We start from the raw sequence: 26,421 nt of genomic DNA, 5'->3' as shown, positions 1-26,421 counted from the left end.
TCCCCTCTGATCGAACATGTGTTCGAATTGTGGCTCGCGAGGGGAGACGAAGTCAATGCGGGGTGCGGGGTCAGACGGTGATTTGGGAGCCGACGATGACGACGCGGTCGCGGGGGAGGCCGAAGTACTCGGCGGCGTCGGCGGTGATGGCGGTGGTGGCGAGGAAGAGGTGTTTGCGCCAGCGGGGGAGGCCGGGGTTGTCGCCGAGTTTGAGTTCGAGGGCGGAGAGGAAGTAGGAGGTGTCCTGGTCGATGGTCGCGGACAGCTCGCTGCTCTGCTCCATCGCCTGGTGCAGGACGGCCGGCACGTTGGCGTTCTCGACGTAGCCGAAGCGGGCGGTGACGTGGATGATGCCGTCGTCGGTGAAGCCCAGGTCGTCGATGACGATCCGGTCTCCTTCGGGGGCGTGCGGGACGGTCAGGGTCTCGATCGACAGGATCACCACGTTCTTGTGCAGGACGTGATTGTGCTCGACGTTCTGCCGCAACGCCAGGGGAACTGTACGGCTGCCGCGGTTGAGGAACACGGCCGTGCCGTCGACGCGGGTCAGCGGGTGCTCGTGGACCGCGTTCACGAAATCGCGGAGCGGGCCTTCTTTCTCCTCGCGTTTGGCGGTGACGAGCTGCCGGCCGCGCTGCCAGGTGGTGAGGACGGTGAACACCGTGACCGCGATCAGCAGCGGCAGCCAGGCGCCGTGCACCAGCTTGGTCAGGTTCGCGCCCAGGAAGAGCAGTTCGACGCTGAGGAAGACGGCAGCGCCGAGGATCACCAGCCACAGCGGCGATTTCCAGTTGTGGCGGGCGATGTAGAACAACAGCAGCGAGTTGATGACGATCGTGCCGGTGACGGCCATCCCGAACGCGAAGGCGAGTGCGGCCGAGGTCTCGAACGCGAAGACCAGCGTCAGGACCGAGATCATCAGCGCCCAGTTCACCCAGGGGACGTAGATCTGGCCGGCCGCCTCGCTCGAGGTGTGCTTGATGCGCAGCCGCGGCAGATAACCGAGCTGAACGGCCTGCGACGCGACCGAGAAGGCGCCGGTGATGACCGCCTGCGAGGCGATCACGGTGGCGGCGGTCGCCAGTACCACCATCGGGATCCGGGCCCACTCCGGCACCAGCAGGAAGAACGGGCTGGTGTAGCCGTTCGGATCCTCGATCACCAGCGCCCCTTGGCCGAGGTAGCTGAGGATGCAGGCCGGGAACACCATGAACAGCCAGGCCCGGGTGATCGGCTTGCGGCCGAAGTGGCCGAGGTCGGCGTACAGCGCCTCGGCGCCGGTGATCGCGAGCACGACCGCGGCGAGTGCGAAGAACGCCGTGCCGAAGTGGCCGGTCAGGTAGCCGATCGCGTACGTCGGCGACAGGGCTTCGAGAATCGCGGGGTGCCGAACGATCCCGGAGATACCGGCGATCCCGATCGCGCTGAACCAGACGATCATCACCGGCCCGAACAACCGGCCGATCCGCTCGGTGCCGTAGCGCTGCACCGAGAACAGCAGCACGATGATCGCCGCGGTGATCGGGACCACCCAGTCCGCCAGGCCGGGTTCGATCACCTTCAGGCCCTCGACCGAGGACAGCACCGAGATCGCCGGGGTGATCATCGAGTCGCCGAAGAACAGCGACGCGCCGAAGATGCCGAGCCCGGCCAGGATCACGGTGACCCGGCGGCCGCTGGATCCGCCGCGGCCGACGAGCGTGATCATCGCCAGGATGCCGCCCTCGCCGTGGTTGTCGGCGCGCAGCACCAGCAGCACGTACTTGATCGTCACGATGATCGTGACCGCCCAGAAGATCAGCGAGATGATCCCGAAGACGTTCTCGTTCGCGACCTCCACCGGGTGCGGGTCACCGGGGTTGAAGATCGTCTGGATCGTGTAGATCGGGCTGGTGCCGATATCGCCGAAGACGACGCCCAGCGCGCCGATCATCAAGGTGGCTTTTGCCGGTGTCTTCCCGCCCGCGAGCTGGCTCGTCACGTTCGCATTGAACCACGCTCACGTGACGCGATTGTGGAGCCCAGGGCAACGACTTTCAGCGCTTCTGCGGACCGCGAATCGCGACGATCAGCAGGCCGACGCCGAACGCCGAGACGATCGGCCCGACGATCGCCCAGAACGAGGAGCCGGTCATCGAGCTGCCCTTCAGGTAGCCGAGCCCCTGGAACGTCCAGACGCCGCCGAGTGCGGTCAGCAACAGGCCGGCCGCGATGGCCAGAATCTTTCCCATGCAGGGAGGTTAGCCGAGTAACTCGTCGCAGAGGGCGACGAGCTGTTCCCGGAGCGGACGGGCGCGGGTGGCGAAGGTGCGCTGGGCGGCGGCGTACTCGGCCTTACCGGCGGGTGTCTCGATCGCGACGGGGGAGTAGCCGAGGGCGGTCAGATCGTACGGCGATGCGCGCATGTCGAGAGTGCGGATGTCGCGGGCCAGCTCGAAACAGTCGAGGACCAGTGAGCTCGGGGTGAACGGGGAGAGCTTGGTCGCCCACTTGTAGAGGTCCATATTGGCGTGGAGACAGCCGCCCTGTTCGAGCTGCGGTTGCGCGTCGCGGGTCGGTTGGAGCACGTTCAGCGGCCGCGCCTCGGCGGTGAAGAACCGGAACGCGTCGAAATGCGAACAGCCGATCTTGTGCGACTCGACGACCCGATCGGTGCCCTCGGCACCTAATCGGAGCGGCCACTTCTCGTGCCGGACGGCGTCCGCCCGGTAGACCATCGCCCACTCGTGCAGCCCGAAACAGCCGAACTGGGGTTGCCGGCCGAGCGTCGCCGCGAGCAGCCGCCGGATCCAGGTGATGCTGTCGGTACGGCGCTCCAGCTCGGCCGGGTCGAGTGTCGCCGCGCCGTCGGCGTACAGATAGCCGCGGCGATCGGCGTACTCCGGGGCGTCGAGCAGCTGGACGCCGGGGCCGGGATGCCAGAACCGCAATTGATTGGGGCGCGTGGAGTAGTAGGTGAAGAGGAAATCCTCGACCGGGTGCGCCTCGCGGCGCTGCTTGCGCTCGAGATGACCTTCGGTGAGGGCGTCGGCGCGCGCGGTGTGAGTCCGTTGCAAGGGCTCCCACTCGGCGCGTGCGAGGGGAATGACAGTCATAGGTCCAGCGAGTAGGCGTAGAGGTCGATCCCGGCGACCGGGGACCAGTCGCGCTCGGGCAGCCGCGTGAAGCCGAGGCGCTCGTAGATCCGGTGCGCGGTGGTCATGTAGACGGCGGTGCTGAGCACGATCCGGGGCAGACCGAGCTCGCGCGTCCGTTCTATACAGTGCTCGGTGAGCGCGGCGCCGAGGCCGAGCCCGCGAGCGCGGCCCGCGACGCCGAGCATCCGGAACTCGCCTTCGTCGGCCTGCCCGATCTCGCGATAGACCGAGCCGGGCGGGCAGTAGGTAACAGTGCCCAGCAGACCCGACGCATCAGCGGCGACCAGCAGCTCGGCCCTCGCGGCACGGTCCGCGGCAGCACGCAGCGTCATCGCGTACTCACCGCGAACGAAGCCGTCGTGCTGGTACGCCGCCACCGTCAGCTCGCCGACGGCGTCGTACTCCTCCGGGCGGGCCGGGCGGATGGTCGTTGTCACCGCACCACTGTCTCAGACTGTGACGACGGTAGGCTCGGGCCCGTGCGTATCGCCAGATTCTCCGTGGACGACGAGCCCAAGTACGGCGTCGTCGAGACCGATGACCCCGAGGGCCTGACGGGTACGGTCGCCGTACTCGACTCCGACCCGCTCTACCGGCCCGTGCAGTTCACCGGGGAGAAGCTGCAGCTGGCCGACGTCCGGCTGCTGGCTCCGGTGATCCCGCGCAGCAAGGTGGTCTGCGTCGGCCGCAACTACGCCGCGCACGCCGCCGAGCTGGGTAACGACGTCCCCACTCAGCCGATGATCTTCCTGAAGCCGAACACCAGCGTGATCGGCCCGCGGGACGGCATCGTCTACCCCGAGCAGACCAACGATCTGCAGTTCGAGGGCGAGCTGGGCATCGTGATCGGCCGGATCTGCCGCGATCTGCCCAAGGAGCGCGCCGAAGAGGTGATCTTCGGTTACACGATCGGTAACGACGTCACCGCGCGCGACCTGCAGAAGACCGACGGGCAGTGGGCCCGCGCCAAGGGCTACGACACGTTCTGCCCGCTCGGCCCCTGGATCGAGACCGATCTGGACCCGGCCGACCTGCGCGTCACCACCCACGTCAACGGCGAGCTCAAACAGGACGGCCGGACGTCGCAGTTCATCTTCGACATCCCCGAGGTGCTGGCCTGGATCACCTCGTTCACCACGCTGCTGCCCGGTGACGTCGTCCTCACCGGGACGCCGGCCGGCGTCGGGCCGATGCTGCCCGGTGACGAGGTCTCGGTCGAGATCGAAGGCCTCGGCGCCCTGACGAACAGGGTGATCGTGCGTGACTGAAAGGCCCGCTCCCGGTGACAAAGACGTCCTGGGAGAGTTGGCGCCGGCTGAGGTCCGCGTGCGGTTCCCACCGTCGCCGACCGGCCTGCTGACCGTCGGCAACATTCGCAGCGCCTTGTTCAACTGGGCCTTCGCCCGGCACTTCGGCGGCAAGCTGGTGCTCCGGATCGAGGACACCGACCAGGCCCGGAACACTCCTGAGGCGCTCGGCTACACGCTGGAGTCGCTGCGCTGGCTCGGCCTCACCTGGGACGAAGGCCCCGAAGCCGGCGGCGACTTCGGCCCGTACCTGCAGTCCGAGCGGATGGAGGTGTACGCCGACGTCGTCGCCAAGCTGATGGCGGCCGGCAAGGCCTACCACTGCTACTGCTCCCAGGACGAGCTCGACGAGCGCCGCGAGACCGCCCGCGAGGAGGGCCGCCCCAGCGGGTACGACGGCCACTGCCGCGAGCTCACCCCCGAGAACTCCAAGGCGTACGCCGATGCCGGCCGCCGGCCCGTCGTCCGGCTCCGGATGCCGGACCGGCCGATCGTGTTCGACGACCTGGTCCGCGGCGAGATCACCTTCCTGCCCGAGAACCTCGGCGACTACGTGCTGGTCCGCGCGAACGGCTACCCGCTCTACCCGCTGGTGAACCCGGTCGACGACGCGCTGATGAACATCACCCATGTGCTCCGCGGCGAGGACCTGCTGTCGTCGACACCGCGGCAGATCGCGCTCTACGCGGCGCTCGCCGAGATCGGTATCGGCAGCGGCCGGACGCCGCGGTTCGGTCATCTGCCGATGGTGATGGGCCCCGAGGGCAACAAGAAGCTGTCCAAACGCGATATCGGCGCCGGCCTGGACGAGTACCGGACGCAGGGCTTCCTGCCCGCGGGCCTGCTGAACTACCTGGCCCTGCTCGGCTGGTCGATCGCGGACGATCGCGACGTGTTCACGATGGCGGAGATGATCGAGGCCTTCGACATCCGCAAGGTGAACTCGAACGCGGCGCGCTTCGACCAGCAGAAGTGCGAGGCGATCAACGCCGCCCACATGCGGATGCTGCCGCCCGATGAGTTCGCCGCGCGCACGCTGCCGTTCCTGGTCGCGGCCGGCTATCTCCCGGCCGAGCCCAGCGCCGACCAGCTCGCCGTGCTGCGGGCCGCCGTCCCGCTCGTGCAGGAGCGCATGGACGCGCTCGGCGAGGCCGCCGAGCTGCTCGGCTTCCTGTTCGCCGGCACGCAGCTGAAGATCGCCCCGGACGCCGCGGCCAAGGTGCTGACCGGCGACGCGGGCGCTGTCCTGACGGCCTCGGCCAAAGCGCTCGCGGAGGTCGACTGGACGACGGCGGCGATCGAGACCGCGCTGCGCTCCGCGCTCGTCGACGGGCTCGGCCTCAAACCCAAGCACGCGTTCGGCCCGGTCCGGGTCGCGATCTCCGGGCGGCGGGTGTCGCCGCCCTTGTTCGAGTCGTTGGAGCTGCTCGGGCGGGACGTGTCCCTGCGCCGGATCGAGCAGGCCCTCGCGAAGGTGGTGGAGCACTGATGAGTACGCCGTACCAACGGCTGCTGCGGAACGAGGTCGTGCCGCGGGGGTACGTCGTCCTCGGCGCGCTGACGATCTTCGTCGGCTGGGCGGTCTGGGGCATCATCGTGCTCAGCGCCGCCCGGGCGATCCGGATCGACCCGCCGGGTACGACGTCCTGGATCACGTTGCTGGCCACGAACCTCTACCTGATTTCGCTGATCCCGCTCAGCATCGTCGTGGCCCGGCTGCTGAACCGGCAGACGCCGGGGTTGCTGTCCTCGGTCGTCGGCCGGCTGCGCTGGAGGCCGTTGCTCTGGTTCACCGTCGCGGCGCTCGTCTGCGAGCTGCTCTCGCTGCTGGTGATCAAACTCGGCCTCGTCACGCTGCTGCACGACAACAAGTTCAGCCTCGCGCCGGACGCGGTCGGCATCATCGCCGTCGTCCTGCTGACGTCGCCGATCCAGGCTGCCGCCGAGGAGTTCTTCTTCCGCGGCTACCTGCTGCAGGCCGCGGGCGCGCTGGTCCGCAGCCCGATCGTGATCGTGCTGGTCACGACGATCCTGTTCACGATGGCGCACGGCGTCTGGCCGTGGGAGAGCCTGCCGTTGTTCCTCGACCGCTTCGCGTTCGGGGTGGTCGCCGGCGTCCTCGCGATCCTGACCGGCGGTATCGAGGCGCCGATCGCGGTGCACGTGATGAACAACGTCGTCACGTTCATCTACGCCGCCCTGACCGACTCGGTCGGCTCCAGCCTCGGCGCCTCGAGCGCCCCATGGTCGTTGGTGATTCTCGATATCGCGAAGTTCGCCGCGTTCGGCGCGCTCGCGGTCTGGCTGGCCCGCCGGCAGCGGCTCGAAACCGTCAGCGAACTGCCGCTGGCAAGACTGCCGCTCCCGGGTTCGAGGCTGATGTGACGGGAGTGACAACGCGCCCGGCGGGGGCCGTTTTGGTGTCTCGCGCCTGGCTCGGGTAAGCTCTCCGAGCCGGGTTGGTGAGGGCGGGAACAAACTCTCCAGCTCAGTGAAATGCCTTTGGGGTATGGGGTAATTGGCAGCCCGTCTGATTCTGGTTCAGTTAGTCTAGGTTCGAGTCCTAGTACCCCAGCGGATTGGACCGCACCGAAGAAAATCGGTAAAGTTCAACCTCGTTGCCCGGCCCGCAAGGCCGGTCGGCAAAAACTCTGGCCCCGTTGTGTAGCGGCCTAGCACGCCGCCCTCTCAAGGCGGTAGCGCGGGTTCGAATCCCGTCGGGGCTACCAGAGAAAAGCGCCTCCCACCTCCGGTGGGAGGCGCTGTCGTTTACCCAGCCCTCTCACCCCATTTCCCTGGTCCACCACGCAAATCGGGGGTTGGCCACGCTCATGTGCGTGGCGCGGCCCTCGTTTGGCTGGTCCACCACGCAAATCGGGGGTCCTGCACCGTGAGGCACGGTGGAGAACCCCCGAGTTGGCTGGTCTACCAGCGAAATGCGGTTACTCGGAGGCGCGGCGCAGAGCCTCGGAGAGGCGCTCGGCGGCGGCCATCACGGCGGGGGCGTGCATGCGGCCGGGTTGCCGGGAGAGCCGCTCGATCGGGCCGGAGACCGAGACGGCGGCGATGACCTTGCCGCTGGGGGAGCGGACGGGCGCCGAGACCGAGGCGACACCTTGTTCGCGTTCGCCGACCGAGTGCGCCCAGCCGCGGCGGCGGACGCCGGCCAGCGCGGCGGCGTTGAAGGTCGCGTTGTGCAGACCGCGGTGCATGCGCTCCGGGTCCTCCCACGCAAGCAGTATTTGGGCAGCCGACCCGGCCGCCATGGTCAGCTGGCTGCCGACCGGGACGGTGTCGCGCAGACCGGACGGCCGCTCGGCGGCGGCGACGCAGACGCGGTACTCGCCCTGGCGGCGGAACAGCTGCGCCGATTCGCCGGTGATGTCGCGCAGCCGCGCGAGCACCGGGCCGGCGGTGGCGAGCAGCCGGTCCTCACCGGCGGCCGAGGCCAACTCACTCAGTCGCGGGCCGAGCACGAAGCGTCCCTGCATGTCGCGACCGACGAGCCGGTGGTGCTCGAGAGCGACCGCCAGCCGGTGTGCCGTCGGTCGCGCGAGCCCCGTCGCCGCCACGAGTCCGGCCAGGGTCGCCGGCCCGGATTCGAGTGCGGACAGAACGAGAGCTGCTTTGTCGAGCACGCCGACTCCGCTAGAGTTGTCCATGAGACGATATTGCCGTCTCGAATCGTGGAACGCAAGTCGCTTCGCAGCCTCGATCGAGCGCACTGTGAGCGAGAGCACTCACACCACAGCAAACCTCACCGTTCGGGGCGGCGGGGTGGGACAAGTATCTAAAGGAGCGAGTCTGATGGGTAGGACGTTGTCGGAAAAGGTCTGGGATGCGCATGTGGTGCGCCGAGCAGACGGTGAGCCCGACCTCCTCTACATCGACCTCCACCTTGTTCATGAGGTGACCAGTCCACAGGCTTTCGACGGCTTGCGGCTGGCGAACCGGCCGGTGCGTCGCCCGGATCTCACCATCGCGACCGAGGACCACAACGTCCCGACGTTCGATGTGGACAAGCCGATCGCGGACCCGGTCTCGCGCACGCAGGTCGACACGCTGCGCAAGAACGCCAAGGAGTTCGGGATCCGGATCCACACCCTCGGCGACCCGGACCAGGGCGTCGTGCACGTGATCGGCCCGCAGCTCGGCCTGACCCAGCCCGGGATGACCGTGGTCTGCGGTGACAGCCACACCTCCACGCACGGCGCGTTCGGCGCGATTGCCTTCGGCATCGGCACCAGCGAGGTCGAGCACGTGCTGGCCACCCAGACGCTGATGCAGGCCCGCCCGAAGACGATGGCCGTCACCGTCGACGGCGTCCTGCCGGACGGCGTCTCCGCCAAGGACCTGGTGCTCGCGCTGATCGCGCAGGTCGGCACCGGCGGCGGCCAGGGTTACATCGTCGAGTATCGCGGCGAGGCGATCCGCGCGCTGTCGATGGAAGCCCGGATGACGATCTGCAACATGTCGATCGAGTGGGGCGCAAAGGCCGGCATGATCGCGCCGGACGAGACGACCTTCGAGTACCTGAAGGACAAGCCGCACGCGCCGCAGGGCGCCGACTGGGAAGCCGCCGTCGAGTACTGGAAGAGCCTGGCCACGGACGCCGACGCGGCGTTCGACCGCGAGGTCGTCATCCGCGCCGAGGACATCGCGCCGTTCGTCACCTGGGGCACCAACCCGGGGCAGGGGCTGCCGCTGTCGGCCAATGTCCCGTCGCCGGACGACTTCGAGACCGAGACCGACAAGGTCGCGGCCGAGCGCGCGCTGGAGTACATGGGGCTGACCGCCGGGACGCCGCTGCGCGAGATCAAGGTCGACACCGTCTTCCTGGGCTCCTGCACCAACGGCCGGATCGAGGACCTGCGGGCCGCGGCCGGCGTGCTGGCCGGGCGGAAGGTTGCCGAGGGCACCCGGATGCTCGTCGTCCCGGGCTCGGGCCGGGTCCGGTTGCAGGCCGAGGCCGAGGGCCTGGACGCGATCTTCAAGGACGCCGGCGCCGAGTGGCGCGGCGCGGGCTGCTCGATGTGCCTGGGGATGAACCCGGACACGCTGGCCCCGGGTGAGCGCAGCGCCTCCACCTCGAACCGCAACTTCGAAGGACGCCAGGGCAAGGGCGGCCGCACCCACCTGGTCTCCCCGCTGGTCGCCGCGGCGACCGCGGTCACGGGCACGCTGGCCGCGCCCGCCGACCTCGAGCCGGTCGACGTCGTCGTCCCCGAGAACGTCTGAGGAGCAGAGAACTCATGGATGCCTTCACCCAGCACATCGGTACGGCGGCCCCGCTGCGCCGCAGCAACGTCGACACCGACCAGATCATCCCGGCCGTGTACCTGAAGCGGGTCACCCGGACCGGGTTCGAGGACGGCCTGTTCGCTGCCTGGCGCAACGACCCCGAGTTCGTCCTGAACCAGCCGGAGTACGACGGCGTCTCGGTGCTCGTCGCCGGGCCGGACTTCGGCACCGGGTCGTCGCGTGAGCACGCGGTCTGGGCGCTGCTCGACTACGGCTTCCGCGTCGTCGTCTCGGCGCGGTTCGGCGACATCTTCCGCGGCAACTCCGGGAAGGCGGGTCTGCTGGCCGCGCTGGTCACCGAAGAGGTCGTGGAGCAGTTGTGGGCCACCGTCGAGCAGGACCCGGGCACCAAGGTGACCGTCGACCTGGAGGCCAAGACCATCTCGGCCGGTGAGCTGTCGGCGCCGTTCGAGATCGACGACTACACGCGCTACCGGCTGCTGAACGGTCTCGACGACGTCGGCATCACCTTGTCGCACGAGGCCGACATCTCGGCGTACGAGGCGACCCGGCTGGCCTTCAAACCGGCCACCTTGCCGGCCAAGGCCTGATCCAGCAGGGTTGTCGCCCACGTAACACTTCACGGGGCGTGGGCGATAACCCTGGTGTTACCCTTGCGTGGTTGTCAGAACAAGGCTTGCGAGACCGAGGAGGTGAGGCGCTGATGAACAGCGATCCCTCCAGACATACCGGTCTCGCTCGACCTGTGTGAGGCGAGAACTCCTTCTCCTCCTGTAGTTGCGGTCGGGCAGACGTGTGCCGTCACCTCACCCCGTACCACCGCACCCTGGAGGACCCATGTCCGACCTTCGCCTGCGTACTTTCCGTGCTTTCACGGGTGCTGCGCGCAAGCACGCCGCCGCCGGCCCGCCGCCGACACCGGTCACCGACAAGCCGCGTGAGCAGCGCGACGCCCTGCCCAAGGGGCACAGCGTCGTCGACAGCGCGATCTACTGCGGCGGCCGCCGGGTCGCCTCGCCGGAGTCCCTGGCCGAGACCTATCGCGTGCTGCGCAAGGCGCCGCAGGGGATGGCCTGGATCGGCCTGTACCGCCCGGACCGGCGCGAACTGTCGTCGCTGGCCCAGGAGTTCGACCTGCACGAGCTGGCCGTCGAGGACGCCATCCAGGCCCATCAGCGGCCGAAACTCGAGCGGTACGGCGAGACGCTGTTCGTCGTCCTCAAGGCAGCTCGGTACCGGGACGCGACCGAGGAGGTCGAGTTCGGCGAGGTGCACCTGTTCGTCGGCCCGGACTTCGTGGTGACGGTCCGGCACGCCGAAGCGCCCAACCTGGCCGCCGTCCGGCGCCGGGTCGAACACGATCCCGAGCTGCTGAACCTCGGCACCGAGGCCGTGCTCTACGCGATTCTCGACAAGGTCGTCGACGGTTACGCGCCGGTGGTAGCCGGTCTGGAGAACGACATCGACGAGATCGAGACCGAGGTCTTCCGCGGTGATCCCAAGGTGTCGCGGCGGATCTACGAGCTGTCCCGCGAGGTGATCGAGTTCCAGCGCGCGACCCGGCCGCTGGTCGGCATGCTGGAGGCGTTGCGCGGCGGTTTCGACAAGTACGGCGTCGACGAGGAACTGCAGCGGTACTTACGCGATGTCGCCGATCACGTGACCCAGGTGGTGGAGAAGGTCGACGGTTTCCGTGAGCTGCTGCGCGACATCCTGACCGTGAACGCGACGCTGGTGGCCCAGCAGCAGAACGAGGAGATGAAGAGTCTCACGATCGCCAGCAGCGAGCAGAGCGAAGAGGTGAAGCGGATCTCTGCCTGGGCGGCGATCCTGTTCGCGCCGACCCTGATCGGCACCGTCTACGGGATGAACTTCGACACCATGCCGGAGCTGCACTGGCAGCTCGGATACCCCTTCGCGATCGGCCTGATGGGCTTGGTGTGCGTCGGTCTGCATCAGGTCTTCAAACGCCGCGGATGGCTCTGAAACCTCGCTGGAACACCGATTCGGGCGAAAATGTGGCCCGAATCGCCCAAAAACAAGCCGAATTGCCGCGTGGGTGTTTGGCAACGGCCTGTTCAGTCCATAACGTTCCTGTGAGATCGAGCGCTGTGCTCGACGCCTAGTTCACGGAGGGAAGCAGTGAACAAGAGCCAGTTGGTCGAAGCGCTCGCAGTGCACTTCGACGGAAACCGCCGCCAGGCCCAGCACGCGTTGGAGTCGGTCATCGACACCGTCCAGCGCGAGCTGACCAAAAAGGGTGGCAAGGTCGCCATCACCGGTTTCGGTGCCTTCGAGGCCATCGAGCGTGGGGCGCGCGTCGTGCGCAACCCGCGCACCGGCGAGCGCATTCGGGCCAAGAAGACGGTCATCCCCAAGTTCCGCGCGGGTGCGGAGCTGAAGGCTGTCGTCTCCGGTGCGAAGAAGCTGCCGAAGCTGGTCGCGCCGAAGGCCACCGCGACCGCCACCAAGGCGGCCGCCCCGGCCAAGAAGGCTGCTCCGGCCAAGGCCGCGGCGACCAAGACCGCCGCCGCCAAGAAGGCGACGCCGGCCAAGACCGTGGCGAAGAAGGCCCCGGCCAAGACCGTGGCCAAGAAGGCCCCGGCCAAGACCGTCGCCAAGAAGGCGCCGGCCAAGAAGGCCGCTCCGGTCAAGACCGTTGCCAAGAAGGCGCCGGCCAAGAAGGCCCCCGCCAAGAAGGCTCCGGCCAAGCGCGCCGCGCGCTGATCGAGGCACTGCAGCACCGGTAACAACAGCGAAGGCCGGTTACTCCACTCCAGGAGTGACCGGCCTTCGCTTGTGCCCGGCAACTTCTACAGCACGGTCGCGAAGTCCACCTTGGTGATCGTGAGGCTCGCGCCGGAACCGGTGGTCTCGATCCGAACGCGTTGGCCGACCCGGAAATGCCGGACCGGAGTGTCCGCGATCGCATGCACGGTGAAGGGCAGCTCGACGCCGGTGTCGGTCAGCACCGCGCCGGCGAAGGTGTCGCCGTCGTACTTGCTCACAGTGGCTTGCACGTGACCACGGTACTTCAGCAGGCGAGACCTTCGGAGCCGGTCGCCGCGCCGAGCACCAGCGACATCACGTCAGCGGTCGCCGGCCCGACGCCGAGCTGGACGGCGTGCGCGAGATCGGCTGCCGTGTCGACGTCTCGGCGTACGGAGTCGATCCCGGACAGGCCGATCGGGACGGCGCCGGACGACTGATGAGCCAGGGCGGAGCCGACGCCGAACCGCGGATCGAGGGGTACGCCGGGCGCCGCGGCGAGCAGCGTCGTACCGCTGCCGGGCAGGTCGACGACGAACGAACGCGGCGCCGTACAGGCCGCGAGGACGGCGGTCAGCTCGGCCGGGCGCAGGGCCGGGAGATCGGCCGACAACGCGGCCACACCGTGCCCGGGGAACTGCTCGGCGGCCACGGCGGCGCCGTGCAGCAAGGCCTCGTTGAGCCCGGCGGCGGGCAGATCCGGGACGGCGTGCGCACCGGCGGCGGTCACATCCGCCGCGACGACCGGATCGTCGGTGACGACCAGAACCGCCCGGACCAGACCCGAGCCGAGGGCGGCCGCAGTAGTGTCGACGGCGAAGGCGCGCGCGAGCTCCGGGCGGTGCTGCGGGTAGGCCGCAGCGAGCCGGCTCTTCGCGATCGCCGTACGCTTCACCGGGATCGCCAGGATCCAGGGAACGACCTTTAGGTCTGCCATCAGGCAGGATTCTTCCATGACGTACGGCAGTGAGCAGCACCAGGAGGTAGCAGTGGACGACCCCAGGCCACGTCGGGGTTTCTGGTTCGGTGTGATCGTCATTCTCGTGAAGCCGTTCATGCTGACCTTCACCAAACCGCGGTTCACCGGCCGGGAGAACATGCCCCGCACCGGCGGCGTGGTCTTCGTCCCGAACCACATCTCGCATTTCGATCCGTTCGTGCTCGGCTTCTTCATCTGGGAGTGCCGCCGGATTCCGCGGCTGCTCGGCAAAGCGTCGCTGTTCAAACTGCCGATCCTCGGCCGGATCATCACCAGCGCCGGCCAGATACCGGTGCACCGCGGCTCGGCCCAGGCCGCGGACGCCTTCCGGGACGCCGTCGCCGCGGTCGAGGCCGGTGAGTGCGTGGGCGTCTACCCCGAGGGCACGATCACCCGGGACCCCGACCTGTGGCCGATGACCGGTAAGACCGGCGCGGCCCGGATCGCGTTGATGACCGGGGCGCCGGTGATCCCGATCGCGAACTGGGGCGCTCAGGAGGTGCTGCAGTCCTACACCGGCAAGCTGCGGATCCGCCTGCTGCCGCGCAAGGTCGTCCAGGCCCGGGCCGGCAAACCGGTCGACCTGAGCGCCTTCGAGGGGAAGCCGATCACGAACCAGCTGTTGCACGAGGCAACCGAGGTGATCATGGCCGCGCTCGCCGAGACCCTCGGCGAGCTGCGCGGTGAGACCCCGCCCAAGGAGTTGTTCGATCCCCGCAAAGCGCGTAGTGAGGAGCAGGAATGACGAAGGTCGCGGTGTTCGGTGCGGGTTCCTGGGGTACGGCGTTCGCCACGGTGCTGGCCGGCGCGGGGAACCAGGTGTCGGTGTGGGGGCGGCGGGAGTCGTTGTGCGAGGCGATCAACACGCAGCACGAGAATCCCGACTACCTGCCGGGGATCAGGCTCGCCGATTCGATCACCGCGACTCATGATCCGGCCGCTGCGGCGGAGGGGGCCGAGGCCGTCGTACTGGCGGTGCCCAGTCAGTCACTGCGCGAGAACCTGCGCGACTGGGCCGATGTGCTGCCGAGCGCCGTACCGCTGGTGAGTTTGATGAAGGGCGTCGAGGTCGGGACGACGTTGCGGATGTCCGAGGTGATCGCGGAGCTGACCGGCGCCGGGCCGGAGCGGATCGCGGTCGTCTCCGGGCCGAACCTCGCGCGGGAGATCGCCGAAGGCCAGCCCGCGGCCGCGGTGGTCGCGTGTGCTGACGAGGGGACGGCGAACCGGTTGCAGAAGCTGTGTCACTCGGGCGCGTTCCGGCCGTACACGAACACGGACGTGATCGGCTGCGAGCTCGGCGGCGCGACCAAGAACGTGATCGCGCTCGCGGTCGGGATGGCAGTCGGCTTCGGCTTCGGCGACAACGCGCGGGCGTCGGTGATCACGCGCGGGCTGGCCGAGACCGCGCGGCTGGGTGCGGCGCTGGGCGCCGACGAGCACACGTTCTCCGGCCTGGCCGGGCTCGGCGATCTGGTCGCCACCTGCTCGTCGCCGCTGTCGCGGAACCGGACGTTCGGCGAGAAACTCGGCCAGGGCATGACGGTCGCCGAGATCGCCGGCGCGACCCGGCAGGTGGCCGAGGGCGTGAAGTCCTGCTCGTCGATCAGTGAGCTGGCGCACCGGCATGATGTCGAGATGCCGATCGCAGAGCACGTCACGAAGGTCGTTGCCGGAGAGATGACTCCGAAGGACATGTTGTTCAGCCTGGTCTCGCGATCGGCCAAGGCGGAGCGCTGGTGATCCCCGCGGCCTTCGCGCAGGCGACTGTCGATCGCGAAGGTGAGCGCGGGCGCGCGTGGCTGGATCGGCTGCCCGGCATCGTCGCCGGGCTGATCGATCGCTGGGACTGCGTGCCGGACGGCGACTGGATGCACGGCGAGGTCGGCGTGATCGTGCCGGTCCGCCGGGCCGGTGAGCCGTTGGTGCTGAAGGTGTCGTTCACCCACCCGGGCAACGTGCACGAGCCCGATGCGTACGCCGCTTGGCAGGGCCGGGGCGCCGTCCACCTGTACGAACGGTCGGACGCCGATTACGCGATGCTGCTGGAGCGTGCGCAGCAGCTGACGCTCTGCGACTCCGATGCCGACGTCGCGGTGGTCGGCGGGCAGATGAGTCGTCGGCTGGCGATCCCGGCGGTGGCGGGGCTGCCGCGGCTACAGGACCAGGCCGATGAGTGGGCCGCGGAGCTGCAGCAGAACGCGGCTGAGTTTGCGGGGCTGCTGCCGGATGCGGTGGTCGAGGGCGCGCTGGCGGCGATCGACGACGTGGTGCGCGTGCAGCCTGAGGTGGTGATTCACGGTGATCTGCACCATCGGAACATCCTGCGCGCGGATCGCGAACCCTGGCTGGCCGTCGATCCGAAGGGCTTGATCGGCGATCCGGCGTACGACGCGGTCACGTTCCTGAAGGCCCGGACGCTGGTGCTCGTGCACGGCGATCTGAAGGCGGGCCTCTTGCGCGAGCTGGCGGCGTATTGCGAGGCGGCCGAGCTCGACCCGGCGCGGGCGGGGCGGTGGATCCAGCTCGAGCTGGTGCGGACGACGTACTGGGGCCGCCGGTTCGGCGCCGGGACGAACCGGCGCGGCCAGCCGCTGGACCCGATCCTGCGGACACTCGAGGAGCTGGCCGTCAGCTGGCGCTGATGGTGGCCGAAGGCAACGACTGGGGACTTCCGTCGTCCGCGGCTGGACTTTTGCTTGACAGGGTTCAAAAGTGTCACATAGCGTCCTGCGACGTGGCCACCAGTGCGGAAAAGCTCAAGGTCGGGATCGTCGGCGGCGGTTTCATGGGCCGTGTGCACGGGAGGTCGGCGCTGGTCGCCGGCGCCCGGATCGTCGGCGCGGTGGGCTCCAGCCCGGCCCGCGCCGAGGCGGCGGCCGAGGCCTCCGGGGCCGAGCGCGGGTACGCGACACTCGATGAGCTGCTGCCCGAGGTCGACGTCATCCATGTCTGTACGCCGAACAACACCCACCGTGAGGTGACGCTGCAGGCGCTCGCGGCCGGTAAGCACGTCGTCTGCGAGAAGCCGCTGGCGACGTCGGTGGCCGATGCGACCGGTCTGCAGGCCGCCGCGCACGAGGCCGGTCTGGTCGGCTCGGTGCCGTTCGTCTACCGCTACCACCCGATGGTGCGGGAGCTGCGCGCGCGGATCGCCGCGGGCGAGGCGGGCGTCATCACGAGCCTGCACGGCTCCTACCTGCAGGACTGGCTGGCCGGAGCGGACGACCAGAACTGGCGGGTCGACGACGAGACCGGTGGTCCGTCGCGGACGTTCGCCGACATCGGCTCACACTGGTGCGACCTGACCGAGTTCGTCACCGGCGATCGGATCAGCGCGATCAGCGCCCAGCTGCGGACCGTCCGGGCCGAGCGCGGCGGCAAGGCCGTTCGCACCGAGGACTTGGCCACCGCGCAATTCCGCACCGAAGCTGGGGTCGTGGGCACGATCGTGGTCAGCCAGGTCGCGGCCGGGCGGAAGAACCGCCTGTACCTGGAAGTCTCGGGCACCGAGTCGAGCTTCGGCTTCGACCAGGAGGACCCGGACCGCCTCTGGCTCGGCAAGCGCGCCGCCGCCCAGCTGCTGACCCGCGACCCCGACACGCTCAGCCCGGACGCCGCTCGCGTCAACCGGCTGCCCGCGGGGCACGCGCAGGGCTACCAGGACGCGTTCGACTCGTTCGTGGCCGACAGCTACGCCGCCGTCCTGGGGGACCGCCCGGACGGTCTGCCCGATTTCGCCGCCGGTGCGCGCTCCGCGCAGCTGGTCGACGCCGTACTGCGCTCGGCCGCCGCCGACAGTGCCTGGACCACCGTTTAACGCCTGGATCATCGCTTAACAAGGAGCCCGTCATGCCACGCCCGATCACGTTGTTCACCGGTCAGTGGGCCGACCTGCCGTTCGAGGAGGTTTGCCAGTTCGCGTCGGAGGCCGGGTACGACGGGGTGGAGATCGCCTGCTCCGGCGACCACTTCGACGTCCAGCAGGCGATCGACGACGACTCTTACGTCCAGACCCGCAAGGACATCCTCGCCAAGTACAACCTGGAGGTCTTCGCGATCTCCAACCACCTGGTCGGCCAGGCGGTCTGCGACAACCCGATCGACTTCCGGCACCAGGCGATCGTCCCGTCCCGGATCTGGGGCGACGGCGACGGCGAGGGGGTCCGGCAGCGCGCGGCCGAGGACTTGAAGAACACCGCCCGGGCCGCGCGCAAGCTGGGTGTGGACACCGTCATCGGCTTCACCGGCTCCTCGATCTGGCAGTACGTCGCGATGTTCCCGCCGGTTCCCGCGGAGACGATCGCGGCCGGCTACCAGGACTTCGCCGACCGGTGGAACCCGATCCTCGACGTGTTCGACGCCGAGGGTGTCCGGTTCGCGCACGAGGTGCACCCGTCGGAGATCGCCTACGACTACTGGACGACGACCCTCGCGCTGGAGGCTGTCGACCACCGCCCGGCGTTCGGCCTGAACTGGGACCCGTCGCACATGGTCTGGCAGGACATCGACCCGGCCGCCTTCCTCTGGGACTTCAAGGACCGGATCTACCACGTCGACTGCAAGGACACCCGGATGCGCGTCGGCGGTGGCCGTAACGGCCGCCTGGGCTCGCACCTGCCCTGGGGCGACCCGCGCCGCGGCTGGGACTTCTACTCCACCGGCCACGGCGACGTCCAGTGGGAGGACTGCTTCCGCGTGCTGAACTCGATCGGCTACACCGGCCCGATCTCGGTCGAGTGGGAGGACGCCGGCATGGAGCGCAAGGTCGGCGCCGCCGAAGCCGTCAACGTCATCCGCGCCCTCGCCTTCGACAAACCCGCCGCCGCCTTCGACGCCGCCTTCGCCACCGACAAGTAGATACTCGGTCGTATGACCGATTGGGACACACTCCGGGCGCTGGCCGACGAGGGTAACGAGCAGGCGATGGACAAGCTTGCCGACCTCGCCGACCAGCGCTCCGATCTGGACGCGCTGAACGAGCTGCTCGACGAGGGCAACGACCGCGCCGGCGAGCATCTGACCCGCCGCGCCGCCACCGCCAAGGACCTCCTGGAACTCCAGCGCATCGCAGACGCCGGCTACGCCGAAGCCGCCGACGTCCTGTCCAACCTCCTCTGACCACCGCACCCCTCCGCCGGGCCAGCCCATCAGACGGTGGGTGGGCCACCCGCAGGCGCTTGGCTCACCCACTCGCGCCAGGGCCGGCCCACCAAACACCTGGGTCAGCCCAGCAAACGGGTCGGGAGCGGGGTGTTTGGTGGGTGGGCGTGGCAAAGGGTGGGTGGGCTAGGTGCAGGCGGTTGGCCGACCTGGGTGGGGGTGGGTCAGCCCAGCAAACGGGTGGGGCGGTAGTCGCGGCCGGCGGCGACGGCTAGGGCGATCTGGAGGGTGGACAGAGCCGCGAAGACGATCAGGGTTGTTTGCCAGGTGCCGGTTTGTTCGGTGAGGGAGCCGGCTAGGACTGGGCCGGCGGCGGCCAGGAGGTAGCCGACTGACTGGGCCATGCCGGAGAGTTGGGTGGTTTCGTGGGGGGTGCGGCCGCGGAGGCTGATGAGGGTGAGGGCGGCGACGAGGGCGGCGCCTTGGCCTAGGCCGGCGATCATCGCCCAGACGAGGGCCAGTTGCGGGGCGGCGAGGAGGCCGAGCAGGGCGACGAGGATCGGCACGCTGGCGGTGACGGCGCCTGCTCGCTGGCTGACCGGGTTCTTCAACAGCCGGGGGATCGTCAGGCCGCCGATCAGGCCGAAGCCCTGGAACAGGAACAGGTGGACGCCGGCGGTGCGCTCCGAGACGCCGGTCGAGATCTCGATCGTGGGCAGCCAGTTCACCAGGAGGTAGAAGCTGGTCGACTGCAGGCCCATGAAGCCGGTCACCAGCCATGCCATCGGCTGCCGCCACACGCTGACCGGCGCGGCCTCGTCGTCCGCGCGTGGTGCGGGCGCGGGCGCCGGGTGGAGTGAGCGCGGCAGCCAGACGAGCGCGATCAGCACCGCGAACCCGCCCCAGATCGCCAGCGAGAGTCGCCAGTCGGCGGCGTCCGCGATCGGGACGGCGACGATCGAGGCGATCGCCGCGCCGCCGGTGATGAAGGCGGTGTAGACGCCGGTCGCGCGCGAGACGTGGGCGGCGTAGTCCCGCTTGATGATCACCGGGACGAGGACGTTCCCGACAGCGATCGCGGCGCCGACCACGGCCGTCCCGACCCACAGCCCGGCGATGCCGGTGTAGGGCCGGGCAGCGGCCGCGACGGCCAGGACGAGCAGCGACACCAGTACGGCGCGCTCCATCCCGAAGCGCTTCGAGGCGAAATGCACCAGCGGCGAGGCGACCGCGAACGCGAGCAGCGGCAACGTGCCGAGCAGCCCTTGGGCCGCTTCGCCGAGGTTCTCGTCCAGGCCGATCCGCGGGAGCAGCGGCCCGACCGCGGTGAGTGCGGGCCGCAGGCTGAGCGCGACCAGGAACGCGGTCGCCGTGACCAGCGCAACGCGCCGTTGAGCCGACACGGCTACATCGGATCCCAGTCGGAGGCAGGTGTGTATCGCTGACCCTTCGGGAGCAGCAATCCGAGTAACGCGTACACGATCCACAACAGGGCGATCACGCCCAGCGGAATCCCCAGCGTGATCCAGAGCCCGTGTCCGAACGCCTTGAGCGCGAACCCGATCGGCAACATGATCAGGAGGCTCGTGCCCAGGTCCAGTCGCCGGCGGATCGTGTGGATTCGCTCGATCCGCCGTTCCCGATCACTCATACCTGGCACTCTAATGCGACTTGTCCGCAGGTAGCCGACCGCCGGTGGTGCGCAGTACCGGGGCGAAGACGGCCAGGGCGACGGTCAGGACGGTGACGACGACGAACGAGACAGTCAGGTTGCTGGCTTGCGCGATCCCGCCGATGATCGACGGCGCGACCAGGCCTGACGCGTAGGTGATCGTGGCAACACCAGCGATGGCTTGCGATGCGTTCGAACCACTGCGCGCCGCAGCGACAAAGGCCAGCGGTACGGCGACCGCCACGCCGATCCCGATCAGCCCGAACCCGGCCATCGCCGCCACCGCGTTCGGCGCGAGGACCACCAGCAGGCCGCCGATCACTGCGATCACGCCGCTGGTCCGGACCGTCCGGACGGCGCCGAACCGGTCGATGATCGCGTCGCCGGTGAGGCGGGCGATCGCCATCGTCAGCGCGAAGCCGGTGGTCGCGCCGGCGGCGACGCCGGGGGAGCTGCCGAGGATGTCGCGCAGGTAGACGGCCGACCAGTCCAGGCTGGCGCCCTCGGCGAAGACCGCGCAGAACCCGACCGCGCCGATCAGCAACGCCGAGCGCGGCGGCAGCGTGAACCGCGCGGGCGGCTCCTCGTCCTCCTCCGGATGGATGTTGAGCACGAACTGGCAGACCGCGAGCCCGGCGATGGTGAGCACGATCGCCGCGGCCAGGTGATGCGCCTGCGCGCTGATGCCGGCGTGGGCCGCGACCGTGCCGATCGCGGAGCCGACCAGGGCGCCGACACTCCACATCCCGTGCAGCCCGGACATGATCGATTTCTTCAGCCGATGTTCGACTTCGACGCCGAGCGCGTTCATCGCGACATCGGCCATCCCGGCGGTGCCGCCGTACACGAACAAGGCGGCGCAGAGCGTCAGCAGGTTGGGCGCCAGGGCGGGCAGCACCAGGCTGAGCGTCCAGAGCGCGAGCAGGACGCGCAGCGCCGTCCGGGTGCCGAGGCGGTGGCTGACCCGGGCGGCCAGCGGCATCATCAGCGCCGCGCCCAGCGCGGGGAAGGCGAGCGCGAGGCCGAGCTGGCCGGCGGAGACGCCGGAGTGCTCCTGGATCCAGGGCACGCGGGTCGCGAACGACCCGGTGACCGATCCGTGGACCAGGAAGACGGCGGCCACGGCGTACCGGGAGCGGGTGATCAGGCGGGTGTCGTCAGCCACAAGTAAACAATCAATCTGTTCGAACGATCAGATGGATGGTAGTTTTTTGCACGTGAGAAGTGCAGAACGGCATCAAGTGATCGTAGAACGACTGCGGGGCGCACAACGAATCACTGTCCAGGAGCTGGTGGAGGTGACCGAGTCGTCGGATATGACGATCCGCCGCGACCTCGACTTCCTGGCCGCGCAGGGCGTCCTCAAGCGGGTGCACGGCGGCGCCGTGCCCGCGATGCCGTCCGGAGTCGAGCCGCCGTACTCGCTGCGCGCCCAGGCCGCGCTCGCCGCCAAGCAGGCGATCGCGCGGGCCGCCGTCGCGCACGTCGAGGACGGTCAGACGATCGTGCTGGACAGCGGGACGACGGCGCTCGAAGTCGCCCGGCTGCTGCAGCAGCGCGCGGTGACGGTGATGCCGCTGTCGCTGCAGGTCGCACATGAGCTGGCCGACGCGCCGCGCGTCCGGCTGCTGATGCCCGGCGGCGAGGCCCGCAAGGGCGAGCTGTCGCTGGTCGGCCCGCTGACCGTGGCCTCGCTGCGCGCCCTGCGCTTCGACATCGCCGTCCTCAGCCCCTGCGCGCTCAGCCTGGACGCCGGGCTGACCGCGTTCGACCTCGGGGACGCCGAGGTCAAACAGACCGCGATGGCCGTCGCGAGCCGCTCGATCGTGCTCGCCGACGGCGCCAAGTGGGACCGCGCCGCGCTCGCCCACGTCTGCCCGGTCGACCGGCCCGACCTGATCATCACCGACCCGTCCGCCCCCGAGGACCAGCGCACGTTGCTCGCGCAGCGCGGCACGCTGGTCGAAGTTGTGGAGCCTTCGTGACCGCCATCGATCTGCCCACCGCCCCGCCCCGCGCGGCCCGCGTCGCCACCTGGCTGTACTTCGGCCTGAACGGCTTCGCCGTCGGCATGTGGGTCGTCCACATCCCCAGCATCGAGCACGCCACCGGGATCACGCACAGCACGCTCGGTCTGCTGCTGCTCGTCCTCGGCGGCGCCGCCTTCATCGGTATGCAGGTCGCCGGGCCGCTCGTCGACCGGATCGGCCAACGCCGGCTCGTGCCCGCGGCCGGCGTCCTGCTCGGTATCTCGTTGTTCGCACCCGGCCTGGCCGACAGTTGGTGGACGCTCGGGCTCGCGCTGATCGCGCTCGGCTTCGGCAACGGCTCGATCGACGTCGGCATGAACGCCCAGGCCGTCGTCGTCGAACGCGGTTACCCGCGGCCGATCATGGCGTCGTTCCATGCGGTCTGGTCGATCGGCGGCGCGATCGCCGCGCTGATCGGCGCGGCCACGCTGCGCGCCGACGTCCCGACGCAGGGCACGCTGAGCGCGGCCGGCGTCCTGTGCATCGTGATCGCGTTGGCGGCTGGGCGGTTCTTGCTGGAGGCCGATGAGCCGGCCGCCGAGCAGGAGGCGCCGGAGGAGCGGGCCAAGCCGCCGGCGAAGCTGGTCTGGGCGCTCGGCGGGCTCGCGTTCGGGCTGATGCTCTCCGAGGGCGTCGCGAACGACTGGGCCGCGCTGCACTTCCGCGACGTCCTCGGCACCTCGGTGAGTACGGCGGCCTACGCGTACGGCGCGTTCGCGGTCGCGATGACCGTCGGTCGGTTCCTCACCGACCGGGTCGCGGCCGTCGTCGGCCCGGCCGCCATCGTCCGGTACGGCGCCGCGCTGGCCGCGGTCGGTCTGACCGTCGTCATCGTGGTCCCGTGGGTTCCGGTCGCGCTGGTCGGCTGGGCGTTGTTCGGCCTCGGCCTGGCCGGCGGCGTCCCGCAGCTGTTCACCGCGGCCGGCAACCTCGACCCGCGGGCGGCCGGCGCGCTGATGGCCCGCGTCGTCGGCCTCGGGTACGTCGGTCTGCTCGCCGGGCCGGCCTTGATCGGCGGGCTCGCGCACTGGATGCCGCTGAACCTCGCGTTCATCCTGCCGCTGGCGCTCTGCGTGCTGACGTTCCTCGGCGGGAACATCCTCAAACAGCGGTCCTGAGCGCCTGCTCCAGATCGGCCCACAGGTCGACCGGGTGCTCGATCCCGACCGACAGCCGGATCAGGTCGTCCGGGATCGTCGGCACCTCGATCGGCCAGCGGCGGCGTCGCTCCAGCAGCGACTCGACGCCGCCCAGGCTGGTCGCGTGCACCCACAGCTCGGTGCTTTCACAGACCCGCTGCGCGTACTCGGCGTCCCCGCCGAGCTCGAACGACAGGATCGCGCCGAAACCGGACATCTGCGCCTTCGCGCGGGCGTGGCCCGGGTCATCGGGCAGACCCGGGTAGCGGACGCGGCTGACCCGCGGATGGGCGAGCAGACGCTCGGCCAAGAAGGCCGCGTTGGCCTGGGCGCGCTCCAGCCGCAGCGCCAGTGTGCGCAGCCCGCGGAGCCCGAGCCAGGCCTCCATCGGGCCGGGAATCGCGCCGAGGCTGCGGCGCCGCAGCTCGAGCGCCGACCACAGCTCGTCGTCCGCGGTGAGGACCGCGCCGAGGACGACGTCCGAATGCCCGGAGATGAACTTGGTCGCCGAGTGCATCACGATGTCCGCGCCCATCCGCAGCGGCTGCTGCAACAGGGGAGTGGCGAACGTGTTGTCGACGACCACGGTCGCTCCGGCCGCCCGCCCAGCGGCCGCGATCGCCGGCAGATCGGCAACCTCCATCGCCGGGTTCGTCGGCGACTCGACCCACAACAGATTCGCCCCGGCGACGGCTTGCGCGACGGCCGCGGTATCCGCGATATCGACCCGCTCGACGACGACGCGCCCGGTCGCCGCCTGCTGGTCGAGCAGCGCGAGCACACCGGAGTACGCATGGATCGGCGCAACCACCCGGCCGCCCACCGGTACCAGATCGCAAACAGCCGCAACCGCCGCCATCCCCGACGCGAACGTCAGCCCACGCCCGCCCTCAAGCGCCCCCAACGTCTCCTCGAACGCCGTCCACGCATCGTTCCCGAACCGCCCGTACCCCCGATCGCCACCAGCCACGTACGTCGCGCTGAACACCGGCGAATCACTGACCGGCGCGTTCGGCACCCGCTCCGGCCGACCGGCGTGGACAACAACAGTGGACGGATCGAGTTCAGGGGCCATACGGAGCATTGTCGCCCGAGCCCACCGACGGCATCGGGATGCCGCCGCCGCGCAGCAGGCTCATTGCCTGGCAGGCCAGTTCGAGAGGCTCGGTCCCGGCCGGGTCGTCGACCCACATGCGGACGACGGTTTCGATGATGTTCATCACCGTGCCGGCCGAGAGTGCGGCGGTGAACTCGGCGCACTGGGGGTCGAGGCCGGTGAGGCGGCGGACGAGTTCGTCGGCGAGTTTGTTGCGGAAGCTCCAGATCAGCTCGCTCAGGTGGGCGCTGACGGACGGCGTCTGTTCGGCCAGCTCGAAGACGGCGCGGACTCGGTCGGGGTTGCGTTCGAGCTCGGCCAGCACGCGCTCGATGACGGCCTGGAGCGCGTCGGGCAGCTCGCCCTCGGGCTGCTCGCGGAACCAGGCGACGGCGCCCATCAGGCAGTCCTCGACGAACTCGAGGACGAGCGTCTCCTTGGTCGGGAAGTAGCGGTAGAGCGTGCTCGGGCCGACCTCCGCGGCGGCGGCGATCTGCTCGACCGTCGTCCGGCCGAAGCCGTGATCGGTGAACAGCTCGAACGCCTTGTCCGCGATCAACCGGCGGGTGCGCTCCCGCTTCAGCTCACGCAGTCCCATAGCCACCTCCGCGGGCAGAGTACCGGGTCGCGACTCTCCGGTAGTTACTGCTGAACAGCAACTGCAGTCATATGGTAGTCACTTCCATATTCGACTGAGAGGCAGCGCGGATGACCGACACCCCGAGACCCGCCTTCCCGACGGAGCGGCCGACCGGCTGCCCGTTCGCCCCGGCCACCGGCTACACCGAGCTCCGCGAGCGGGTGGCGCCCTCGAAGGTCTCCACGCCGGTCGGCGTCGACGCCTGGGTGATCAGCCGGTACGACGACGTCAAGACCGTGCTGCGCGACGGCCGGCTCAGCTCGCGGCTCGCGCCGTCCGATCACGTCGTGGTGGACGCCGACCTGGAGCGGGTGGCCGAGACAGGATCGATCCTGCAGGTCGACGGGCCGGCGCACCGGAGGTTGCGGCGGCTGCTGGCGACCGAGTTCGCGGTGAAGCGGATGGAGGCGATGCGGCCGCGGATCGCGAAGCTGGTCGACGAGCACATCGACGCGATGCTCGCCGCCGGCGGACCGGTCGACCTGGTCGAGATGTTCGCGCTGCCGATCCCGTCGCTGGTGATCTGCGAACTGCTCGGCGTCCCGTACGCCGATCGCGCGGTCTTCCAGGAGCGCGGCGCCGTGCTGGTCGCGATCGACACCGATCCCGCGGTGATGGAGAAGGTCTCGGGGGAGCTGACCGAGTACATCGCCGGGCTGGTGATGGCCAAGCAGGCCAAGCGCGAGGACGATCTGCTGTCGCGGGTGATCACCCGCGGCGAGGAGTTGCGCGAGAACGTCACGATCGAGGAGCTGGTCTCGATCGGGTTCACGCTGTTGATCGCCGGACACGAGACGACCGCGAACATGATCGCGCTCAGCACGCTTGCGCTGCTCCGTGAGCCCGGCCAGCTCGCGGCGCTGCGCGACCGGCCCGAGCTCGCGGCGTCCGCGGTCGAGGAGCTGTTGCGCTATCTGTCCGTCGTCCAGTTCGGTCTGTTCCGGCACGTTCTCGACGACCTGGAGGCCGGGCCGGCATCGATCGAGGCCGGTGACTACCTGATCGCGGCGCTGTCGGCGGCCAACCGGGACGAGTCGGTGTTCGAGAACCCCGACGAGCTGGATCTGGAGCGGACGGGCGCGGCCCACATCGCCTTCGGCTTCGGCCCGCACCAATGCATCGGTCAGCAACTCGCCCGGGTCGAGCTCCAGGAGGTCTTCAGTCGGCTCTACACCCGGATCCCGACGCTGCGCCTGGCCGTCCCCTTCGAGGAGATCCGGTTCAAGAACAACAGCCTGGTGTACGGCGTCACCGCCCTGCCGGTCACCTGGGAGTGAAGCTACAGTC

General features: G+C 69.4%; 28 protein-coding genes and 2 tRNA genes. 18 read left to right on the top strand and 12 right to left on the bottom strand.

Going from position 1 to position 26,421, the window contains the following annotated elements; all coding sequences use genetic code 11:
* Positions 1-70: 70 nt before the first annotated feature.
* From HPO96_RS26590 to HPO96_RS26575, 4 genes are read right to left on the bottom strand one after another with little or no spacing between them, the layout of a single operon-like run.
* Complete coding sequence (locus HPO96_RS26590) at positions 71-1,981, bottom strand: potassium transporter Kup (RefSeq protein ID WP_337796820.1); 1,911 nt, start codon at positions 1,979-1,981, stop codon at positions 71-73.
* Positions 1,982-2,036: 55 nt separating this feature from the next.
* Positions 2,037-2,231: a hypothetical protein gene (locus HPO96_RS26585; RefSeq protein ID WP_171677067.1), complete on the bottom strand. Its 195-nt coding sequence runs from the start codon at positions 2,229-2,231 to the stop codon at positions 2,037-2,039.
* Between the two features lie 9 nt (positions 2,232-2,240).
* Entirely contained in the window at positions 2,241-3,095 is an 855-nt protein-coding gene (locus HPO96_RS26580; protein ID WP_171677066.1) for a 3-methyladenine DNA glycosylase, read from the bottom strand.
* Entirely contained in the window at positions 3,092-3,574 is a 483-nt protein-coding gene (locus tag HPO96_RS26575) for a GNAT family N-acetyltransferase (RefSeq protein ID WP_171677065.1), read from the bottom strand. Before HPO96_RS26575 ends, HPO96_RS26580 begins: the two co-directional genes overlap by 4 nt.
* A gap of 42 nt (positions 3,575-3,616) precedes the next feature.
* On the opposite strand from HPO96_RS26575, the gene HPO96_RS26570 reads away from it, so the two are divergent.
* From HPO96_RS26570 to HPO96_RS26550, 5 genes are all read left to right on the top strand, one after another.
* Positions 3,617-4,405 (top strand): fumarylacetoacetate hydrolase family protein, encoded by a 789-nt coding sequence (locus tag HPO96_RS26570; RefSeq protein ID WP_171677064.1) that lies wholly within the window; start codon positions 3,617-3,619, stop codon positions 4,403-4,405.
* Complete coding sequence (gene gltX / locus HPO96_RS26565) at positions 4,398-5,933, top strand: glutamate--tRNA ligase (protein WP_171677063.1); 1,536 nt, start codon at positions 4,398-4,400, stop codon at positions 5,931-5,933. The genes HPO96_RS26570 and gltX overlap by 8 nt, the downstream gene beginning before the upstream one ends.
* Positions 5,933-6,829 (top strand): CPBP family intramembrane glutamic endopeptidase, encoded by an 897-nt coding sequence (locus HPO96_RS26560; RefSeq protein WP_171677062.1) that lies wholly within the window; start codon positions 5,933-5,935, stop codon positions 6,827-6,829. Before gltX ends, HPO96_RS26560 begins: the two co-directional genes overlap by 1 nt.
* A 118-nt stretch (positions 6,830-6,947) precedes the next feature.
* Positions 6,948-7,019, top strand: a tRNA-Gln gene (locus HPO96_RS26555).
* Positions 7,020-7,097: 78 nt separating this feature from the next.
* Positions 7,098-7,173, top strand: a tRNA-Glu gene (locus HPO96_RS26550).
* 213 nt (positions 7,174-7,386) lie between these two features.
* On the opposite strand, the gene HPO96_RS26545 is transcribed toward HPO96_RS26550, so the two are convergent.
* Entirely contained in the window at positions 7,387-8,106 is a 720-nt protein-coding gene (locus HPO96_RS26545) for an IclR family transcriptional regulator (RefSeq protein WP_012922430.1), read from the bottom strand.
* Positions 8,107-8,251: 145 nt separating this feature from the next.
* Here HPO96_RS26545 and leuC point away from each other — a divergent pair, with 145 nt between their 5' ends.
* The 4 genes from leuC (at position 8,252) to HPO96_RS26525 (ending at position 12,433) form a co-directional block, all read left to right on the top strand.
* On the top strand, positions 8,252-9,682 hold the full coding sequence (gene leuC, locus HPO96_RS26540; protein WP_171677061.1) for a 3-isopropylmalate dehydratase large subunit: 1,431 nt from the start codon (positions 8,252-8,254) through the stop codon (positions 9,680-9,682).
* Between the two features lie 14 nt (positions 9,683-9,696).
* Positions 9,697-10,296 (top strand): 3-isopropylmalate dehydratase small subunit, encoded by a 600-nt coding sequence (gene leuD / locus HPO96_RS26535; RefSeq protein WP_171677060.1) that lies wholly within the window; start codon positions 9,697-9,699, stop codon positions 10,294-10,296.
* 247 nt (positions 10,297-10,543) lie between these two features.
* Positions 10,544-11,692, top strand: a complete 1,149-nt coding sequence (gene corA, locus HPO96_RS26530) for a magnesium/cobalt transporter CorA (RefSeq protein ID WP_171677059.1) — start codon at positions 10,544-10,546, stop codon at positions 11,690-11,692.
* A 156-nt stretch (positions 11,693-11,848) separates the two neighbouring features.
* On the top strand, positions 11,849-12,433 hold the full coding sequence (locus HPO96_RS26525) for an HU family DNA-binding protein (protein WP_171677058.1): 585 nt from the start codon (positions 11,849-11,851) through the stop codon (positions 12,431-12,433).
* Positions 12,434-12,519: 86 nt separating this feature from the next.
* Here the strand turns inward: HPO96_RS26525 and HPO96_RS26520 are convergent, their stop codons facing one another.
* Both HPO96_RS26520 and cofC read right to left on the bottom strand, forming a co-directional pair.
* Positions 12,520-12,726 (bottom strand): hypothetical protein, encoded by a 207-nt coding sequence (locus tag HPO96_RS26520; protein WP_171677057.1) that lies wholly within the window; start codon positions 12,724-12,726, stop codon positions 12,520-12,522.
* Positions 12,727-12,740: 14 nt separating this feature from the next.
* Positions 12,741-13,412, bottom strand: a complete 672-nt coding sequence (cofC, locus tag HPO96_RS26515; protein WP_171677056.1) for a 2-phospho-L-lactate guanylyltransferase — start codon at positions 13,410-13,412, stop codon at positions 12,741-12,743.
* Between the two features lie 16 nt (positions 13,413-13,428).
* Between cofC and HPO96_RS26510 the strand changes: the two genes are divergently transcribed.
* The 6 genes from HPO96_RS26510 to HPO96_RS26485 all read left to right on the top strand — a co-directional run bounded on the left by HPO96_RS26510 (position 13,429) and on the right by HPO96_RS26485 (position 18,575).
* Positions 13,429-14,199, top strand: coding sequence for a lysophospholipid acyltransferase family protein (locus HPO96_RS26510; protein ID WP_171677055.1), 771 nt, complete (start codon positions 13,429-13,431; stop codon positions 14,197-14,199).
* On the top strand, positions 14,196-15,197 hold the full coding sequence (locus tag HPO96_RS26505) for an NAD(P)H-dependent glycerol-3-phosphate dehydrogenase (protein WP_171677054.1): 1,002 nt from the start codon (positions 14,196-14,198) through the stop codon (positions 15,195-15,197). Before HPO96_RS26510 ends, HPO96_RS26505 begins: the two co-directional genes overlap by 4 nt.
* On the top strand, positions 15,194-16,099 hold the full coding sequence (locus HPO96_RS26500) for an aminoglycoside phosphotransferase family protein (protein WP_171677053.1): 906 nt from the start codon (positions 15,194-15,196) through the stop codon (positions 16,097-16,099). The genes HPO96_RS26505 and HPO96_RS26500 overlap by 4 nt, the downstream gene beginning before the upstream one ends.
* A 92-nt stretch (positions 16,100-16,191) precedes the next feature.
* Entirely contained in the window at positions 16,192-17,274 is a 1,083-nt protein-coding gene (locus HPO96_RS26495) for a Gfo/Idh/MocA family protein (RefSeq protein WP_337796819.1), read from the top strand.
* Between the two features lie 32 nt (positions 17,275-17,306).
* Positions 17,307-18,314 (top strand): sugar phosphate isomerase/epimerase family protein, encoded by a 1,008-nt coding sequence (locus HPO96_RS26490; protein ID WP_171677051.1) that lies wholly within the window; start codon positions 17,307-17,309, stop codon positions 18,312-18,314.
* Positions 18,315-18,326: 12 nt separating this feature from the next.
* The gene (locus HPO96_RS26485) at positions 18,327-18,575 is read left to right on the top strand and encodes a hypothetical protein (protein WP_171677050.1); all 249 of its coding nucleotides are present in this window, start codon (positions 18,327-18,329) and stop codon (positions 18,573-18,575) included.
* A 206-nt stretch (positions 18,576-18,781) separates the two neighbouring features.
* On the opposite strand, the gene HPO96_RS26480 is transcribed toward HPO96_RS26485, so the two are convergent.
* From HPO96_RS26480 to HPO96_RS26470, 3 genes are read right to left on the bottom strand one after another with little or no spacing between them, the layout of a single operon-like run.
* Entirely contained in the window at positions 18,782-19,960 is a 1,179-nt protein-coding gene (locus tag HPO96_RS26480) for an MFS transporter (protein ID WP_202886451.1), read from the bottom strand.
* A gap of 2 nt (positions 19,961-19,962) precedes the next feature.
* Complete coding sequence (locus tag HPO96_RS26475; RefSeq protein ID WP_171677049.1) at positions 19,963-20,208, bottom strand: hypothetical protein; 246 nt, start codon at positions 20,206-20,208, stop codon at positions 19,963-19,965.
* Between the two features lie 10 nt (positions 20,209-20,218).
* Positions 20,219-21,394 carry an MFS transporter gene (locus HPO96_RS26470; protein WP_337796818.1) on the bottom strand — a complete coding sequence of 392 codons (1,176 nt, stop codon included), beginning with the start codon at positions 21,392-21,394 and terminating at the stop codon, positions 20,219-20,221.
* A 31-nt stretch (positions 21,395-21,425) separates the two neighbouring features.
* On the opposite strand from HPO96_RS26470, the gene HPO96_RS26465 reads away from it, so the two are divergent.
* A complete protein-coding gene (locus HPO96_RS26465; protein ID WP_202886450.1) occupies positions 21,426-22,214 on the top strand; it encodes a DeoR/GlpR family DNA-binding transcription regulator in 789 nt (262 codons plus the stop codon).
* Positions 22,211-23,377, top strand: a complete 1,167-nt coding sequence (locus HPO96_RS26460) for an MFS transporter (protein WP_171677047.1) — start codon at positions 22,211-22,213, stop codon at positions 23,375-23,377. The genes HPO96_RS26465 and HPO96_RS26460 overlap by 4 nt, the downstream gene beginning before the upstream one ends.
* On the opposite strand, the gene HPO96_RS26455 is transcribed toward HPO96_RS26460, so the two are convergent.
* The gene (locus HPO96_RS26455; RefSeq protein WP_171677046.1) at positions 23,361-24,473 is read right to left on the bottom strand and encodes a trans-sulfuration enzyme family protein; all 1,113 of its coding nucleotides are present in this window, start codon (positions 24,471-24,473) and stop codon (positions 23,361-23,363) included. The two genes, HPO96_RS26460 and HPO96_RS26455, sit on opposite strands and share 17 nt — an antisense overlap.
* Positions 24,463-25,092 carry a TetR/AcrR family transcriptional regulator gene (locus HPO96_RS26450; protein ID WP_171677045.1) on the bottom strand — a complete coding sequence of 210 codons (630 nt, stop codon included), beginning with the start codon at positions 25,090-25,092 and terminating at the stop codon, positions 24,463-24,465. Before HPO96_RS26450 ends, HPO96_RS26455 begins: the two co-directional genes overlap by 11 nt.
* Positions 25,093-25,202: 110 nt before the next feature.
* Between HPO96_RS26450 and HPO96_RS26445 the strand changes: the two genes are divergently transcribed.
* Positions 25,203-26,411: a cytochrome P450 gene (locus HPO96_RS26445; protein ID WP_171677044.1), complete on the top strand. Its 1,209-nt coding sequence runs from the start codon at positions 25,203-25,205 to the stop codon at positions 26,409-26,411.
* The last annotated feature ends 10 nt before the right edge of the window (positions 26,412-26,421 follow it).

It is taken from the genome of Kribbella sandramycini (assembly GCF_013131805.1).
In the GTDB taxonomy this organism is placed as follows: domain Bacteria; phylum Actinomycetota; class Actinomycetes; order Propionibacteriales; family Kribbellaceae; genus Kribbella; species Kribbella sandramycini.
This window is presented reverse-complemented; position numbering and strand designations above follow the sequence as displayed.

What these genes read in the sequence shown, in the direction of transcription:
- HPO96_RS26585 (WP_171677067.1), bottom strand. Translation starts at nt 2,231, where the DNA reads ATGGGAAAGATTCTGGCCATCGCGGCCGGCCTGTTGCTGACCGCACTC.
- HPO96_RS26580 (WP_171677066.1), bottom strand. Translation starts at nt 3,095, where the DNA reads ATGACTGTCATTCCCCTCGCACGCGCCGAGTGGGAGCCCTTGCAACGG.
- HPO96_RS26560 (WP_171677062.1), top strand. Translation starts at nt 5,933, where the DNA reads ATGAGTACGCCGTACCAACGGCTGCTGCGGAACGAGGTCGTGCCGCGG.
- HPO96_RS26545 (WP_012922430.1), bottom strand. Translation starts at nt 8,106, where the DNA reads ATGGACAACTCTAGCGGAGTCGGCGTGCTCGACAAAGCAGCTCTCGTT.
- leuC (WP_171677061.1), top strand. Translation starts at nt 8,252, where the DNA reads ATGGGTAGGACGTTGTCGGAAAAGGTCTGGGATGCGCATGTGGTGCGC.
- leuD (WP_171677060.1), top strand. Translation starts at nt 9,697, where the DNA reads ATGGATGCCTTCACCCAGCACATCGGTACGGCGGCCCCGCTGCGCCGC.
- corA (WP_171677059.1), top strand. Translation starts at nt 10,544, where the DNA reads ATGTCCGACCTTCGCCTGCGTACTTTCCGTGCTTTCACGGGTGCTGCG.
- cofC (WP_171677056.1), bottom strand. Translation starts at nt 13,412, where the DNA reads ATGGCAGACCTAAAGGTCGTTCCCTGGATCCTGGCGATCCCGGTGAAG.
- HPO96_RS26510 (WP_171677055.1), top strand. Translation starts at nt 13,429, where the DNA reads ATGACGTACGGCAGTGAGCAGCACCAGGAGGTAGCAGTGGACGACCCC.
- HPO96_RS26505 (WP_171677054.1), top strand. Translation starts at nt 14,196, where the DNA reads ATGACGAAGGTCGCGGTGTTCGGTGCGGGTTCCTGGGGTACGGCGTTC.
- HPO96_RS26490 (WP_171677051.1), top strand. Translation starts at nt 17,307, where the DNA reads ATGCCACGCCCGATCACGTTGTTCACCGGTCAGTGGGCCGACCTGCCG.
- HPO96_RS26485 (WP_171677050.1), top strand. Translation starts at nt 18,327, where the DNA reads ATGACCGATTGGGACACACTCCGGGCGCTGGCCGACGAGGGTAACGAG.
- HPO96_RS26475 (WP_171677049.1), bottom strand. Translation starts at nt 20,208, where the DNA reads ATGAGTGATCGGGAACGGCGGATCGAGCGAATCCACACGATCCGCCGG.
- HPO96_RS26465 (WP_202886450.1), top strand. Translation starts at nt 21,426, where the DNA reads ATGGATGGTAGTTTTTTGCACGTGAGAAGTGCAGAACGGCATCAAGTG.
- HPO96_RS26455 (WP_171677046.1), bottom strand. Translation starts at nt 24,473, where the DNA reads ATGGCCCCTGAACTCGATCCGTCCACTGTTGTTGTCCACGCCGGTCGG.
- HPO96_RS26450 (WP_171677045.1), bottom strand. Translation starts at nt 25,092, where the DNA reads ATGGGACTGCGTGAGCTGAAGCGGGAGCGCACCCGCCGGTTGATCGCG.
- HPO96_RS26445 (WP_171677044.1), top strand. Translation starts at nt 25,203, where the DNA reads ATGACCGACACCCCGAGACCCGCCTTCCCGACGGAGCGGCCGACCGGC.